13 protein-coding genes are annotated in these 15,951 nt (G+C 71.3%); 12 read left to right on the plus strand and 1 reads right to left on the minus strand.

Translation table 11 applies throughout. The features are described from left to right. Positions 1-97: 97 nt before the first annotated feature. On the minus strand, positions 98-649 hold the full coding sequence (locus tag D1J63_RS27185) for a carbonic anhydrase (protein WP_164712993.1): 552 nt from the start codon (positions 647-649) through the stop codon (positions 98-100). 422 nt (positions 650-1,071) lie between these two features. On the opposite strand from D1J63_RS27185, the gene rsmH reads away from it, so the two are divergent. The 12 genes from rsmH (at position 1,072) to pgeF (ending at position 15,949) form a co-directional block, all read left to right on the plus strand. Beyond that, the gene (gene rsmH / locus D1J63_RS27190; protein ID WP_102928965.1) at positions 1,072-2,028 is read left to right on the plus strand and encodes a 16S rRNA (cytosine(1402)-N(4))-methyltransferase RsmH; all 957 of its coding nucleotides are present in this window, start codon (positions 1,072-1,074) and stop codon (positions 2,026-2,028) included. An 82-nt stretch (positions 2,029-2,110) separates the two neighbouring features. Continuing rightward, positions 2,111-2,665 carry a septum formation initiator family protein gene (locus D1J63_RS27195; protein ID WP_125632452.1) on the plus strand — a complete coding sequence of 185 codons (555 nt, stop codon included), beginning with the start codon at positions 2,111-2,113 and terminating at the stop codon, positions 2,663-2,665. Beyond that, on the plus strand, positions 2,662-4,626 hold the full coding sequence (gene ftsI / locus D1J63_RS27200) for a cell division protein FtsI (protein WP_125632454.1): 1,965 nt from the start codon (positions 2,662-2,664) through the stop codon (positions 4,624-4,626). Before D1J63_RS27195 ends, ftsI begins: the two co-directional genes overlap by 4 nt. 209 nt (positions 4,627-4,835) lie before the next feature. Continuing rightward, positions 4,836-6,356 (plus strand): UDP-N-acetylmuramoyl-L-alanyl-D-glutamate--2,6-diaminopimelate ligase, encoded by a 1,521-nt coding sequence (locus D1J63_RS27205; protein WP_125632456.1) that lies wholly within the window; start codon positions 4,836-4,838, stop codon positions 6,354-6,356. 73 nt (positions 6,357-6,429) lie between these two features. Continuing rightward, positions 6,430-7,845 (plus strand): UDP-N-acetylmuramoyl-tripeptide--D-alanyl-D-alanine ligase, encoded by a 1,416-nt coding sequence (murF, locus tag D1J63_RS27210; protein WP_125632458.1) that lies wholly within the window; start codon positions 6,430-6,432, stop codon positions 7,843-7,845. Beyond that, entirely contained in the window at positions 7,845-8,936 is a 1,092-nt protein-coding gene (gene mraY, locus D1J63_RS27215) for a phospho-N-acetylmuramoyl-pentapeptide-transferase (RefSeq protein ID WP_125635851.1), read from the plus strand. The genes murF and mraY overlap by 1 nt, the downstream gene beginning before the upstream one ends. A gap of 8 nt (positions 8,937-8,944) precedes the next feature. Then, positions 8,945-10,360 (plus strand): UDP-N-acetylmuramoyl-L-alanine--D-glutamate ligase, encoded by a 1,416-nt coding sequence (gene murD / locus D1J63_RS27220; RefSeq protein ID WP_125632460.1) that lies wholly within the window; start codon positions 8,945-8,947, stop codon positions 10,358-10,360. 77 nt (positions 10,361-10,437) lie between these two features. Continuing rightward, positions 10,438-11,808 carry a putative lipid II flippase FtsW gene (gene ftsW, locus D1J63_RS27225; protein WP_125632462.1) on the plus strand — a complete coding sequence of 457 codons (1,371 nt, stop codon included), beginning with the start codon at positions 10,438-10,440 and terminating at the stop codon, positions 11,806-11,808. A 6-nt stretch (positions 11,809-11,814) separates the two neighbouring features. Further along, positions 11,815-12,909 carry an undecaprenyldiphospho-muramoylpentapeptide beta-N-acetylglucosaminyltransferase gene (gene murG, locus D1J63_RS27230; protein ID WP_102930927.1) on the plus strand — a complete coding sequence of 365 codons (1,095 nt, stop codon included), beginning with the start codon at positions 11,815-11,817 and terminating at the stop codon, positions 12,907-12,909. 23 nt (positions 12,910-12,932) lie between these two features. Continuing rightward, positions 12,933-13,727 carry a cell division protein FtsQ gene (gene ftsQ, locus D1J63_RS27235; RefSeq protein WP_125632464.1) on the plus strand — a complete coding sequence of 265 codons (795 nt, stop codon included), beginning with the start codon at positions 12,933-12,935 and terminating at the stop codon, positions 13,725-13,727. Between the two features lie 288 nt (positions 13,728-14,015). Next, positions 14,016-15,224: a cell division protein FtsZ gene (gene ftsZ, locus D1J63_RS27245; RefSeq protein ID WP_061445250.1), complete on the plus strand. Its 1,209-nt coding sequence runs from the start codon at positions 14,016-14,018 to the stop codon at positions 15,222-15,224. Next, a complete protein-coding gene (gene pgeF / locus D1J63_RS27250) occupies positions 15,221-15,949 on the plus strand; it encodes a peptidoglycan editing factor PgeF (RefSeq protein ID WP_125632466.1) in 729 nt (242 codons plus the stop codon). Before ftsZ ends, pgeF begins: the two co-directional genes overlap by 4 nt. Positions 15,950-15,951: the final 2 nt, after the last annotated feature.

Genomic DNA, 15,951 nt, shown 5'->3' on the forward strand with positions numbered 1-15,951 from the left:
TGCCTGTGGACAACTGGCCGCGACATGTCGGCCCTTACGGCCCGTGCGGCGCGCGGCACGTGCCCGGCGGGAGCGTCGGGGCGGGCCGGCCACCGCATCAGGCAGGGTCGACCTCGCGCAGCAGGCCCGTCTTCACGTCGAAGACGAAACCGCGCACGTCGTCGGAGTGCAGCAGGAACGGCGAGGTGCGCACCCGCTCGATCGACTGCCGCACGTCCTGGTCGGCGTCCCGGAAGGCCTCCACCGCCCACACGGGACGCTGGCCGACCTCCAGCTCCAGGTCGTGCCGGAAGTCCTCGGTGATGGACTCCATGCCGCAGTTGGTGTGGTGGATGAGGGCCACGCTGCGGGTGCCGAGCGCCCGTTGGCTGATGGTCAGGGAACGGATCACGTCGTCGGTGACGACGCCGCCGGCGTTGCGGATCGTGTGACAGTCGCCGAGCTTCAGACCGAGCGCGGCGTGCAGGTCGATGCGCGCGTCCATGCACGCCACGACCGCGACGCGCTGGACGGGACGGGCGTCCATGCCGGGGTCGCTGAACGCCGAGGCGTAGCGCTCGTTCGCTTCGACGAGCCGGTCGGTGACGGTGTGGTCGGCCGTGGCGGAGTCGGGGCCTGCGGGTACCGATGCAGAAGTCGTCATATCCATGACGTTACTGGCCGTCCCGGCCGGTGGCCCGCTGCGAAGCGGGACAAAGAATGTCATCGAGGCGCGTTGTGAGCCAATCCACAGGGTGGTGCGAAGGCGGCCGTACGGGTGAAAAGCCCCGCGGTGCCGGTTTGCGGGCGCCGTCGGCCGCGACGCGCAGGCCGGTTGATTGACCGGGCGACACGGTGGACTAAAGTGACGCGAAGCGGGAGGCGAGGATCTCCCTGCTGGACTGAAATCCCCGGAGACCTGGGCGACGTCCCGCCAGATCTCCCCACGTGCGCGGCGCGTACGTACGGCTCGGCCTCCTCCCGCTCCCGGCCGGCCGACGCTTTTGGCGCCGGCAGGCCTCCCCTTCAGATGCGAGCGGGAGGGGACCCGGCGGTGCGTGTCGCCGTGCCGGACCTGAGAGGCCGCCCCACTTGAGCCAGAGTCGACACGTCCCGGTGATGCTCCAGCGGTGTCTGGACCTGCTGGCGCCCGCCCTTCAGAAGCCGGGAGCCGTGGTCGTCGACTGCACGCTGGGACTCGGCGGGCACAGCGAGGCGCTCCTCGAACGCTTCCCCGAGGCCCGGCTCGTGGCGCTCGACCGCGACAAGGAGGCCCTGCGCCTGTCCGGCGAGCGGCTCGCGCCGTACGGCGAGCGCGCCACCCTCGTGCACGCCGTCTACGACGAGCTGCCCGACGTACTCGACCGGCTCGGCGTCCCGCGTGTCCAGGGCGTGCTGTTCGACCTCGGCGTCTCCTCCATGCAGCTCGACGAGGCCGACCGCGGGTTCGCCTACGCCCAGGACGCCCCGCTCGACATGCGGATGGACCAGAGCACCGGCATGAGCGCGGCGGAGGTCCTCAACACCTACCCGCCCGGCGAACTCGTCCGCATCCTGCGGGCGTACGGCGAGGAGAAGCAGGCCAAGCGGATCGTGTCCGCGATCGTGCGCGAGCGCGAGAAGGAGCCGTTCACCAACAGCGCCCGCCTCGTCGAGCTGATCCGCGCCGCGCTGCCGCAGGCCGCCAAGCGCACCGGCGGCAACCCCGCCAAGCGCACCTTCCAGGCCCTGCGCATCGAGGTGAACGGCGAGCTGTCCGTGCTCGAGCGGGCGATCCCGGCGGCCGTCGAGTCGATCGCGGTCGGCGGACGGATCGCCGTGCTGTCGTACCACTCGCTGGAGGACCGGCTGGTCAAGCAGGTGTTCGCGGCCGGCGCCGCCAACACCGCGCCACCCGGTCTGCCCGTCGTCCCCGAACGCTACGCGCCGCGCCTCAAGCTGCTGACGCGCGGTGCCGAACTTCCCACCGAGGAGGAGATCGCCGAGAACCGGCGGGCGGCACCGGCACGGCTGCGCGGCGCCGAGCGCATCAGGGAGTCCCTCGGGTGAAGGGAGTCCCTCGGATGGACCGAGCGAGGCAGGCCGGAAACGGGCGGGTGCGGACGACCCCACCGGGCCGAGGGGAGGGCGAGTGAACAGGAAACCCGAACTGAGGGGCAGGGCGGCCCGCCTCGCCCGGCTGCTCCCGACGGGCGGCGCCCGCGGCCAGGCGGCCCGGGCACCCTTCGTCCTCCTGGTCGTCGTCCTCCTCGGCGGCGGTCTCATCGGACTCCTGGTGCTCAACTCCGCCCTGAGCGAGGGCTCCTTCCAACTGGACGACCTCAAACAGCGGACCAAGGAACTCACCGACGAGGAACAGGCGCTCCAGCGGGACATCGACGCCTACTCCGCCCCACGGGCCCTCCAGCGCCGCGCCCGCGAACTGGGCATGGTCCCCGGCGGCGACCCCGCCTTCCTCGACCCCGACGGAAGCGTCAAGGGCTCGCCCAGCCCCGCGCCCGCCGCGGCCACCCCCCTCGTGCTCGCCCCCGAGGCGCTGACCGCGACGTCCGGCAGCCCGTCCGCGCCCACCCCGTCCGCCTACGCGGAACCGTCCGCGCCGGCTCCCACGTCCACCACCGCGGGCACGTCCGCCACCCCCACCCCGGCGGCGAAGCCCACCCCGACCCCGACTCCCGGCAGGTGACGGAAGTGTCCGACAGGGAACCGCCGCGCCGCCGCGTGCCCGGACCCGCCAGGCCCGTCCGCCCCGGCGGCGGGCGCCGCCCGGGACCCGGCACCCGGCCGGCCCGCAGGCCGGGCCCGCCCCGGCCGGCGCCCCGCGCCTTCCGGCTGGGCAGCCCGCGCCCCCGCCTGCGCATGATCGGCCTCGCGCTGACCCTGGTGCTGGCCGCCTTCGTCGTACGGCTCCTTCAGGTGCAGGCCGTCGACGCCGGCACGTATTCGGCGAAGGCCGAACAGAACCGCTACGTCGTGCACACCCTGCCCGCCGAGCGCGGCGGGATCACCGACCGCAACGGCGTCGCCCTCGCGACCACCGTGGACTCCTACGACATCACCGCCGACCCCACGATGTTCACCCGCGAACAGCTGAAGGTCGACGACGGACCCGAGCAGGCGGCGGCGCTGCTCGCGCCCATCCTCGGCCAGGACCAGGAACACCTGGCCGACGTGCTCCGCCCGAAGAACGAGAAACTGCGCTACGTCCGTCTCGCACGCCGGCAGACCCCCCAGGTCTGGAAACAGATCAAGGATCTGAAGACCGCGCTCACCACCAAGGCGGAGACCGACAGGTCCGCCGTCAACGTGCTCGCCGGCGTCTTCGCCGACCCCAGCAGCAAGCGCGTGTACCCGGGCGGCGACCTCGCCGCCGGCATCCTCGGCTGGGTCGGTGCCGACGGCAAGGGCGGCGGCGGCCTGGAACGGAAGCTGGACAAGACGCTGGCCGGCGAGGACGGCAAGATCCGCTACGCCCAGTCCGGCGGGCGCCAGGTGCCCACCGCCGGATCCACCGAGACGCCCGCCGTGCCCGGCAGCGACGTCGAGCTCACCATCGACCGCGACATCCAGTGGGCGGCGCAGCACGCCATCAGCGAGCAGGTGAAGAAGTCCAAGGCCGACGGCGGCTATGTCATCGTCCAGGACACGCAGACCGGCGAGATCCTCGCCATGGCCAACGCGCCCAGCTTCGACCCCGGCGACCTCGCCCACGCCGACCCGGACGCCCTCGGCAACGCCGCCCTCCAGGACGCGTTCGAACCCGGCTCCACCGCCAAGGTGCTGTCGATGGCGGCCGTGCTGGAGGAGAACGTCGCCACCCCCGGGACCCACATCACCGTCCCCAACCGCCTCAAGCGCGGCGACCGGCTCTTCAAGGACGACATCGACCACCCGACCTGGTACCTCACGCTCAACGGCGTGCTCGCCAAGTCCAGCAACATCGGCACCATCATGGCCACCGGCGAACTGGGCAAGACCCAGGCCGAGGCCAACAAGGTGCTCTACTCCTACCTGCGCAAGTTCGGCCTCGGCGGCTACAGCGGGCTCGGCTTCCCCGGCGAGACCAAGGGCATCCTCGCGCCGCCCGACCAGTGGTCGACCTCGCAGCAGTACACGATTCCTTTCGGCCAGGGCGTCTCCGTGAACGCGCTCCAGGCGGCCTCCATCTACTCGACCATCGCCAACGGCGGCGTCCGGATCGAACCCACGCTCGTGCGCGGCACCAAGGGCGCCGACGGACGCTTCACCCCGGCTCCCGAGCCCAAGAAGACCCGCGTGACCAGCGAGAAGACCGCGAAGACCCTCGCGCGGATGCTGGAGTCCGTCGTCGACGACGAGGAGGGCACCGGCACCAAGGCCCGCATCCCGGGCTACCGGGTGGCGGGCAAGACGGGCACGGCCAACCGCGTGGATCCGGCCACCGGCAAGTACCACGGCTACACCTCGTCCTTCGCCGGGTTCGCCCCCGCGGACAAGCCCCGCGTCACCGTCTACTGCGCCATCCAGAACGCCACCGAGGGCAGCTACTTCGGCGGCCAGATCTGCGGCCCCATCTACAAGCAGGTCATGGAGTTCGCCCTGAAGACCCTCCAGGTACCGCCGACCGGCGCCGACCCCGCGAACCTCCCGGTCACCTTCAAGCCCTGAGCCGCACCGCCCCACAGCCACCGAGCCCGTACCGAGCCAGCGCCGTTTCAGTACCGAGCCACCAGGAACCACCCGTGACAACGATCACCCCCGACCCCGGGAACCAGAACAGCCCTTCCCCCTCGCTTCGCCCGCAGGCGGGTACTCCCGGTACGCTCACCGCCGTGCCACACCCTGATCAGTCCCAAACCACCCAGAAGGGCCACCCCGTGACATACCCGGGACCGCCCCGGCCGGTGCGGATCTCCGCCACCCCCCTCGCGGAACTCGCCGATCAGCTGGGTGTCACCGCTCCGGACGGCTCCGCCGAGGTCACGGGCATCACCCACGACTCGCGCGCCGTCCGCCCCGGTGACCTGTACGCCGCCCTGCCCGGAGCCCGCGCCCACGGCGCCGACTTCGTCACCCAGGCCGCCGGCCTCGGCGCCGCCGCCGTGCTGACCGACCCGGCCGGCGCCGAGCGCGTCGCCGCCGCCGGACTGCCGGCGCTCGTCGTCGGCGACCCGCGCGCGCGGATGGGCGAACTGGCCGCGACGATCTACGGCCACCCCGGCCGCGACCTCCTCCAGATCGGCATCACCGGCACCTCCGGCAAGACCACCACGGCCTACCTGGTCGAAGGCGGTCTGCGCACGGCCAAGTCCACCGGGCTGATCGGCACCGTCGAGATGCGCATCGGCGACGAGCGCATCAAGTCCGAGCGGACCACCCCCGAGGCCACCGACCTCCAGGCCCTGTTCGCGGTGATGCGCGAGCGCGGCACCGAGGCGGTCGCCATGGAGGTCTCCAGCCACGCCCTGGTGCTCGGCCGCGTCGACGCCTGCGTCTTCGACATCGCGGTCTTCACCAACCTCAGCCCGGAGCACATGGAGTTCCACTCCGGCATGGAGGACTACTTCCAGGCCAAGGCGCAGCTCTTCACGCCGAAGCGGAGCAGGCTCGGCGTGGTCAACGTCGACGACGAGTACGGGCGCCGCCTCGCCAACGAAGCCACCGTCCCGGTCGTCACCTACTCCGCCGAGGGCCACCCGGACGCCGACTGGCGCGCCGACGAGGTCGAGGTCGGCCCGCTGGACTCCACGTTCACCGTGCTCGGGCCGAAGGGCGAGCGGATCACCGCCAAGTCGCCGCTGGCCGGGCCGTTCAACGTGGCGAACACCCTCGCCGCGATCGTCTCCCTCGCCGCCGCCGGGCTCGACCCGCAGGCCGCCGCCGACGGCGTCGCCGCCGTACCGGGCGTGCCGGGCCGGCTGGAGCGCGTGGACGAGGGCCAGCCCTTCTTCGCGGTGGTCGACTACGCCCACAAGACCGACGCCGTCGAGTCCGTCCTGCGGGCCCTGCGCAAGGTCACCGAGGGCAAGCTGCACGCCGTGCTCGGCTGCGGCGGCGACCGGGACACCACCAAGCGGGAGCCGATGGGCGCCGCCGTGGCCCGGTTCGCCGACACCGCCGTACTGACCTCCGACAACCCCCGCTCCGAGGACCCCCTCGCGATCCTCGCCACCATGCTCCAGGGCGCGGCGTCCGTGCCCGCGCACGAGCGCGGCGAGGTGCAGGTCTTCGAGGACCGGGCCGCCGCCATCGCCGCCGCCGTCGCCCGGGCCGAGCCCGGCGACACCGTGCTGGTGGCCGGCAAGGGGCACGAGCAGGGCCAGGACATCGCCGGAGTCGTCCGCCCCTTCGACGACCGCCAGGTACTGCGCGAAGCCATCAAGAAGACCCAGGGATGAGATCCCCGATGATCCAAGGGACGAGATCCCGAATGGTCCAGCCGATCCTGATCCTGATCCAGGGGACGAACTTGTGATCACCCTCTCACTCGCCGAGATCGCAGAAGTCGTCGGCGGGCGGATGTACGACATACCGGACGCGTCCGCCGAGGTCACCGGGCCGGTCGTCCGGGACTCCCGGGAAGCCGGGCCCGGCAGCCTCTTCGTCGCCTTCGTCGGCGAACGGGTGGACGGCCACGACTTCGCCGCGCAGGTCGTCGAAGCGGGAGCGGTGGCCGTCCTCGGCTCCCGCCCCGTCGGCGTGCCCGCGATCGTCGTCGACGACGTCCAGGCCGCCCTCGGCGCCCTCGCCCGGCACGTCGTGCACCGCCTCGGCACCACCCTCGTGGCCCTCACCGGGTCGGCCGGCAAGACCAGCACCAAGGACCTGATCGCCCAGGTACTGCGCCGCAAGGCGCCCACGGTGTTCACGCCCGGTTCCATGAACAACGAGGTCGGGCTGCCGCTCACCGCGCTCACCGCCACCGACGAGACGAAGTTCCTCGTCCTGGAGATGGGCGCCCGCGGCATCGGCCACATCCGGTACCTGTGCGAGCTGACCCCGCCGCGCATCGGCCTCGTCCTCAACGTCGGCTCCGCGCACATCGGCGAGTTCGGCGGCCGGGAGCAGATCGCCCGGGCCAAGGGCGAGCTCGTCGAGGCGCTGCCGCCGGCCGAGGAGGGCGGCACCGCGGTCCTCAACGCGGACGACCCCCTCGTACGGGCCATGGCCTCCCGAACGAAGGCGAAGGTGCTCCTTTTCGGAGAGTCCGACGAAGCGGACGTTCGCGCCGAGAACGTGCGACTCACGGACACCGGACAGCCTTCCTTCAGCCTTCACACACCCTCCGGTGCAAGCGATGTGACCATGCGCCTGTACGGTGAGCATCACGTGTCGAACGCGCTCGCCGCGGCCGCCGTCGCCCACGAGTTGGGCATGTCCGCAGACGAGATCGCCACCGCGCTCTCCGAGGCGGGCTCCCTCTCCCGCTGGCGGATGGAGGTCACCGAGCGCCCGGACGGCGTGACGGTCGTCAACGACGCCTACAACGCGAACCCCGAGTCCATGAAGGCCGCACTGCGTGCGCTGGTGGCCATGGGCAGGGGGCGTCGTACGTGGGCGGTGCTCGGCAAGATGGCCGAGCTCGGGGACGAGGCGCTCGCCGAGCACGACGCGGTCGGACGGCTCGCCGTCCGGCTCAACGTCAGCAAGCTCGTCGCGGTCGGGGGCAGGGAAGCCCAATGGCTGCAACTGGGCGCATATAACGAGGGTTCGTGGGGTGAGGAGTCGGTGCACGTGTCCGACGCACAGGCGGCGGTCGACCTGTTGCGCAGCGAGTTGCGCCCGGGGGACGTCGTGCTCGTGAAGGCGTCCCGTTCGGTGGGTCTGGAGAGCGTCGCCTCGGCGCTGCTCGAGACCGGCGCCGAGGGTGAGGTTGCCGCCCGATGATGAAGCAGATCCTGTTCGCAGGAGTCATTGGCCTCTTCCTGACGCTGGTCGGCACCCCGCTGCTGATCAAGCTTCTGGCCCGCAAGGGCTACGGCCAGTACATCCGGGACGACGGACCGCGCGAGCACGCCAGCAAGCGCGGTACGCCGACCATGGGTGGTATCGCCTTCATCCTGGCGACGGTTGCCGCGTACTTCCTCGCCAAGGGCATCACCAGCTACCTGGACCCGGACATCGACGCGGGGCCGACCTTCTCCGGTCTGCTGGTGCTCGGCCTGATGGTCGGCATGGGCCTGGTCGGCTTCCTCGACGACTACATCAAGATCGTCAAGCGGCGTTCGCTGGGCCTGCGGGCCAAGGCGAAGATGGCCGGCCAGCTGCTCGTCGGCATCGCCTTCGCCGTGCTCTCGCTGCAGTTCGCGGACAACCGGGGCAACACCCCGGCCTCCGACAAGCTGTCGTTCATCACCGACTTCGGCTGGTCCATCGGCCCGGTGCTGTTCGTCATCTGGGCCCTGTTCATGATCCTCGCGATGTCGAACGGCGTGAACCTCACCGACGGCCTGGACGGCCTGGCCACCGGCGCCTCCGTCCTGGTCTTCGGCGCCTACACCTTCATCGGTGTCTGGCAGTTCCAGGAGTCCTGCGCCAACGCGCTGACCCTGACCAACCCGGGCGCCTGCTACGAGGTGAGAGACCCGCTCGACCTCGCGGTGGTCGCCTCCGCTCTGATGGGTTCCTGCCTCGGCTTCCTGTGGTGGAACACCTCGCCGGCCAAGATCTTCATGGGCGACACCGGTTCGCTCGCGCTCGGCGGTGTGCTCGCGGGTCTGGCGATCTGCTCGCGCACCGAACTGCTGATGGCCATCCTCGGCGGCCTGTTCGTCCTGATCACCATGTCGGTGGTCATCCAGGTCGGCTCCTTCCGCCTCACCGGTAAGCGGGTCTTCCGGATGGCGCCACTCCAGCACCACTTCGAACTCAAAGGCTGGTCCGAGGTCCTTGTCGTGGTCCGTTTCTGGATCATCCAGGGCATCTGCGTGATCGTCGGACTCGGCCTCTTCTACGCGGGATGGGCAGCGGACAAGTGACCTCCTCGGTGCCTTCGGAATTCACCGGCAAGCACGTCACCGTCGCCGGACTCGGCGTCTCCGGCGTCCCGGCCGCCAAGGTCCTGCACGGACTCGGCGCGCACGTGACCGTCGTCAACGACGGCGACGACGAGCGCGCCCGGACACAGGCGGCGGAGCTGGAGGCGCTCGGCGTCACCGTGCGCCTCGGCGACGGGGACACGCTTCCCGAAGGCACCGAGCTGATCGTCACCGCACCCGGCTGGAAGCCCACCAAGCCCCTGTTCACGGCCGCCGGGCAGGCCGGTGTCCCGGTCTGGGGCGACGTGGAGCTGGCCTGGCGGCTGCGCGGCCCGGACGCCGCGCCCTGGCTGGCGGTCACCGGCACCAACGGCAAGACCACCACCGTCCAGATGCTCGCCTCGATCCTGAAGGCGGCCGGTCTGCGCACCGCCGCCGTCGGCAACATCGGCGTCTCCCTGCTGGACGCGGTCACCGGCGACACCGAGTACGACGTCCTCGCCGTCGAGCTGTCCAGCTACCAGCTCCACTGGGCGCCCTCCCTGCGCGCCCACTCCGCCGCCGTGCTCAACCTCGCCCCGGACCACCTCGACTGGCACGGCTCCATGGAGGCCTACGCCGCCGACAAGGGCCGCATCTACGAGGGCAACCGCGTCGCCTGCGTCTACAACGTCGACGCCACCGACAAACCGTCCACCGAGGACCTGGTCCGCGCCGCCGACGTGGAGGAGGGCTGCCGGGCGATCGGCTTCACGCTCGGCACGCCCGGGCCGTCCCAACTCGGCGTCGTGGAGGGCCTCCTGGTCGACCGCGCCTTCGTCGAGGACCGGCAGAAGAACGCCCAGGAACTCGCCGAGGTCTCGGACGTCAACCCGCCCGCCCCGCACAACATCGCCAACGCCCTTGCCGCCGCGGGCCTGGCCCGCGCCTTCGGCGTCTCCGCCGCCGCCGTACGGGACGGGCTGCGCGCCTTCACGCCGGACGCCCACCGCATCGCGCACGTCGCCGACGTGGACGGGGTGGCGTACGTGGACGACTCCAAGGCCACCAACACCCACGCCACCGAAGCCTCCTTGGCGGCCTACGAGTCGATCGTGTGGATCGCCGGCGGACTGGCCAAGGGAGCGACCTTCGACGAGCTGGTCGCGGGCGCGGCGAAGCGGCTGCGCGGCGCGGTCCTCATCGGCGCCGACCGCGCCCTGATCCGCGAAGCCCTGGCGCGACACGCCCCCGAAGTACCCGTGGTCGACCTCGACCGGACCGACACTGGTGCGATGCTCCAGGCCGTCCAGGAGGCACGGCGGCTCGCCCGGCCGGGCGACACGGTGCTGCTGGCCCCGGCCTGTGCCTCCATGGACATGTTCACCAACTACAACCAGCGCGGTGACGCGTTCGCGCAGGCCGTTCGCGAACTCGGCGCCTGACCCGGCCGCGCTCCCGCGCCGGGTGAACTCGGGAGGACGCGTGGGACGGTCCATGCCGACGTACAGCGGAGGCAGCGATGCCCGGTAGTCCCCAGAGCCGCACCGGGCGTCCGCCCGTCCAGCGGGCCGTCAAGCGACCCGCCGCGCCGCGCCCGCCGCGCGAGAACCCGGTGCTGAGCCTGTACCTGCGTCTGCGCCGCGCCTGGGACCGGCCGCTGACCGCCTACTACCTGATCTGCGGCGGCAGCGCGCTCATCACCGTGCTCGGCCTGGTGATGGTCTACTCCGCCTCCCAGATCACCGCGCTCCAGCTGTCGCTGCCCGGCTCTTACTTCTTCCGCAAGCAGGCCCTCGCGGCGCTGATCGGCGCCGGCCTCCTGGTCGCCGCGATGAAGATGCCGGTCAAGCTGCACCGCGCCCTCGCCTACCCCATCCTCGCCGGGGCCGTCTTCCTCATGATCCTGGTCCAGGTGCCGGGGATAGGAGTCGCGGTCAACGGCAACCAGAACTGGATCTCACTGGGCGGCTCCTTCCAGATCCAGCCCAGCGAGTTCGGCAAGCTGGCCCTGGTGCTGTGGGGCGCCGACCTGCTCGCCCGCAAGCACGACAAGAAGCTGCTGACCCAGTGGAAGCACATGCTGGTGCCGCTGGTGCCGGCCGCGTTCATGCTGCTCGGGCTGATCATGATCGGCGGCGACATGGGGACCGCGATCATCCTCACGGCGATCCTGTTCGGCCTGCTGTGGCTGGCCGGTGCGCCCACCCGGCTGTTCGCGGGCGTGCTGTCCATCGCCGTGCTGCTCGGCTTCATCCTCATCAAGACCAGCCCCAACCGCATGGCCCGGCTCAACTGCCTCGGCGCCACCGACCCCGGCCCCGGCGACTCCTGCTGGCAGGCGGTGCACGGCATCTACGCCCTCGCCTCGGGCGGACTGTTCGGTTCCGGGCTCGGCGCCAGTGTGGAGAAATGGGGCCAACTCCCCGAAGCGCACACCGACTTCATCTTCGCCGTCACCGGTGAGGAACTGGGCCTGGCGGGGACGCTGTCGGTACTCGCCCTGTTCGCGGCTCTAGGCTATGCGGGTATCCGCGTGGCCGGACGCACGGAGGACCCCTTCGTGAGGTATGCCGCGGGAGGCGTGACCACCTGGATCACGGCCCAGGCCGTGATCAACATCGGTGCGGTCCTCGGACTGCTGCCGATCGCCGGCGTCCCGCTCCCGCTGTTCTCCTACGGGGGTTCCGCCCTGTTGCCGACCATGTTCGCCGTCGGTCTGCTGATCGCCTTCGCGCGTGACGAACCCGGTGCGCGGGCGGCGCTTGCGCTGCGGCAACCTCGCTTTGGTAGAAAGCGGGGAGCCAGGGGACCCGCGGTCAGGCGGAGCCCCCGGAGTTGGAACACGATGCGACGGCGCGCCTCGGCGGCGCGTTCGTCCGGAGAGCGGTGAATTTCGGTGCATGTCGTACTCGCCGGCGGAGGAACCGCGGGCCACATCGAGCCCGCGCTCGCCCTCGCGGACGCCCTGCGCAGGCAGGATCCGACCGTGGGGATCACGGCCCTGGGCACGGAACGCGGCCTGGAGACCCGCCTGGTGCCCGAGCGCGGATACGAGCTGGCGCTGATCCCGGCCGTACCGCTGCCCCGCAAGCCCACCCCCGAGCTGATCACCGTCCCGGGCCGGCTGCGCGGCACCATCAAGGCCACCGAGCAGATCCTGGAGCGCACCAAGGCGGACGCGGTCGTCGGCTTCGGCGGTTACGTCGCGCTGCCCGGCTACCTCGCGGCCAAGCGGCTCGGCGTGCCGATCATCGTTCACGAGGCCAACGCCCGCCCCGGCCTGGCCAACAAGATCGGCTCGCGCTACGCCGCGCAGGTCGCCGTCTCCACCCCCGACAGCAAGCTGCGCAACTCCCGCTACATCGGCATCCCGCTGCGCCGCTCCATCGCCACCCTCGACCGTGCCGCCGCCCGGCCCGAGGCCCGCGCCATGTTCGGGCTCGACCCCAACCTGCCGACGCTGCTGGTCACCGGCGGTTCGCAGGGCGCCCGCCGCCTCAACGAGGTGATCCAGCAGGTCGCGCCGTGGCTCCAGCAGGCCGGGATCCAGATCCTGCACGCGGTCGGTCCCAAGAACGAACTGCCGCAGGTCCACCAGATGCCGGGGATGCCCCCGTACATCCCGGTAAGTTATCTGGACCGGATGGACCTCGCGTACGCCGCCGCGGACATGATGCTCTGCCGCGCGGGCGCGATGACCGTCGCCGAACTCTCCGCCGTCGGGCTCCCGGCCGCCTACGTCCCGCTGCCCATCGGCAACGGCGAACAGCGGCTCAACGCCCAGCCGGTGGTCAAGGCCGGTGGCGGACTGCTGGTCGACGACGCGGACCTCACGCCCGAGTGGCTCCAGCAGAACGTCCTGCCCGTACTGGCCGACCCGCACCGGCTGTACGAGATGTCCCGCGCCGCCGCCGAGTTCGGCCGCCGGGACGCCGACGACCTCCTCGTCGGCATGGTGTACGAGGCGATCTCCGCCCGTGCGCACCGCTAGACACTGACGGAAGGCAGGGGAGCGTGGCCGGACCGACCACCGCCGAACGCGGTGCGCGCCAGCAGGAGTCGTCCGGCCCGCCCCGCGCGCGCCGCTTCCGCCCGCCCCGCCTTCGTATGATCATCATCCTCGCCGTGGCGCTCGTGCTCGTCGCGGGCGGAACCGTCTGGGTGCTCTACGGCTCGAACTGGACGCGACTGGAACAGGTGTCGGTGTCGGGAACGCGCGTCCTGACGCCCGCGCAGGTGCGCGAGGCCGCCGACGTGCCGGTCGGGAACCCGCTGGTCTCGGTGGACACGGAAGCGGTCGAGGCCCGACTGCGCCGGAAATTGCCCCGCATTGACGAGGTCGAGGTGGAGCGTTCCTGGCCGCACGGAATCGGGCTGAAAGTGACGGAGCGTACTCCGGTCCTGATTGTGCAAAAGGCCGGAAAGTTCGTGGAAGTGGACGATGAAGGCGTCCGTTTCGCCACGGTTTCCCGCGCTCCGAAAGGCGTGCCCGAGCTGGAATTGGAACCCACCCGTTCCGGTTCCGCCGCGGCGAGCCTGCGCCGCTTCGACGACGACCGCCTGGTGCGCGAGGCGGTACGGGTGGCCGGCCGGCTCCCGGACCGGGTCGCCCGGGACACACGGGTCGTCAAGGTCCGTTCCTACGACGACATCTCGCTGGAGTTGAGCGGCGAGCGGACCGTGTCGTGGGGGAGTGGTGAGCGGGGTGTGCGCAAGGCGCGCGCGCTCACCGCGCTCATGAAAGCGACGCCGGACGCACGGCACTTCGACGTGAGTGTTCCCACCGCCCCGGCGTCATCCGGGAGTTGACGGGTATACGCGCAGGCCAGCACCCTGGTTGGGCAGCGCTACGGCTGATCACATAGGGTGAAAAGAAAAACGGGAGGTTCGGCGTGTTCGTTGAACGTGCGCCACTTGTCGACTTAGTGTCCTGTTCGGAAGAGTCCAAGGAACAGACACACTGGTAACCCTAAACTTCAGCGTTAGGGTTCGGGTCGGCACTACGGACCGTCCCAATCGGCATCAGTCGTCGGGTCGCGGGGGCATCAGTGCTTCGGCGGTCGGGCGACACGTAACTCGAGGCGAGAGGCCTTCGACGTGGCAGCACCGCAGAACTACCTCGCAGTCATCAAAGTCATCGGTGTCGGCGGCGGTGGTGTCAATGCCATCAACCGGATGATCGAGGTCGGTCTCAAGGGCGTCGAGTTCATCGCCATCAACACCGACGCACAGGCGCTGTTGATGAGCGACGCCGACGTCAAGCTCGACGTCGGCCGCGAACTCACCCGCGGACTCGGCGCCGGAGCCAACCCGGCCGTCGGCCGCAAGGCCGCCGAGGACCACCGCGAGGAGATCGAGGAGGTCCTCAAGGGGGCCGACATGGTCTTCGTGACAGCCGGTGAAGGCGGCGGCACCGGCACCGGCGGCGCACCCGTCGTGGCCAACATCGCCCGTTCGCTGGGCGCCCTCACCATCGGCGTGGTCACCCGCCCGTTCACCTTCGAGGGACGGCGCCGGGCCAACCAGGCCGAGGACGGCATCGCGGAACTCCGCGAAGAGGTCGACACCCTCATCGTCATCCCCAACGACCGGCTGCTGTCCATCTCGGACCGCCAGGTCAGCGTGCTCGACGCGTTCAAGTCCGCCGACCAGGTGCTGCTCTCCGGTGTGCAGGGCATCACCGACCTCATCACCACGCCCGGCCTGATCAACCTGGACTTCGCCGACGTCAAGTCGGTCATGTCCGAGGCCGGTTCCGCCCTCATGGGCATCGGCTCGGCCCGCGGCGACGACCGCGCGGTGGCCGCCGCCGAGATGGCCATCTCCTCCCCGCTCCTGGAGGCGTCCATCGACGGCGCCCGCGGGGTCCTGCTCTCCATCTCCGGCGGCTCCGACCTCGGCCTGTTCGAGATCAACGAGGCCGCCCAGCTGGTCAGCGAGGCCGCCCACCCCGAGGCCAACATCATCTTCGGCGCGGTCATCGACGACGCCCTCGGCGACGAGGTGCGGGTCACCGTGATCGCGGCCGGCTTCGACGGGGGCCAGCCGCCCTCCAAGCAGCGGGACAACGTCCTCGGCGCCTCCTCCCAGGCCAAGCGCGAGGAGCCCGCTCCGGCCCGGCAGCCCGAGAGCCGTCCGTCGTTCGGCTCGCTCGGCAGCGTCAAGCCGAAGGAGGAGCCGGAGCCGGCCCCCGCCCCGGAGCCGGTGAGCGACCTGCCGCCGGTCTCCCCGCCGCCGGTCCCGCCGTCCCGCACCTACTCGGACAGCGCGGCCGAGGAACTGGACGTGCCGGACTTCCTGAAGTGATAGGACAGCGCGACACCGTGAACGGCGCGCACTTCGGCTTCACCGACCGGTGGGGCGGAGTGAGCGCCGTTCCGTACGAGGAGCTCAATCTCGGCGGCGCGGTCGGCGACGACCCCGCCGCCGTCACGGCCAACCGGGAGCTGGCGGCCAAGGCGCTGGGCGCCGACCCGGCCCGGGTGGTCTGGATGAACCAGGTGCACGGTGCCGACGTCGCCGTGGTCGACGCGCCCTGGGGGGACCGCCCGGTCCCGCGGGTCGACGCCGTCGTCACCGCCGAGCGCGGTCTCGCCCTCGCCGTCCTCACCGCCGACTGCGTGCCCGTCCTGCTCGCCGACCCGGTCGCCGGCATCGCCGCCGCGGCCCACGCCGGCCGGCCCGGACTGGTCGCCGGGGTCGTCCCCGCCGCCGTACGGGCCATGACCGAACTCGGCGCCGACCCCGCCCGGATCGTCGCCCGCACCGGACCCGCCGTGTGCGGCCGGTGCTACGAGGTGCCCGAGGAGATGCGCGCCGAGGTGGCCGCCGTCGAGCCGGCCGCGTACGCCGACACGAGTTGGGGCACGCCGGCCGTCGACGTGAGCGCCGGAGTGCACGCACAGCTCGAGCGCCTCGGGGTGCGCGACCGGGCGCAGTCGCCGGTGTGCACCCGGGAGTCGAAGGACCACTTCTCGTACCGACGCGACCGCACCACCGGGCGGCTCGCGGGCTATGTCTGGCTGGACTGATG

This window comes from Streptomyces sp. KPB2, from assembly GCF_003950055.1.
In the GTDB taxonomy this organism is placed as follows: domain Bacteria; phylum Actinomycetota; class Actinomycetes; order Streptomycetales; family Streptomycetaceae; genus Streptomyces; species Streptomyces salinarius.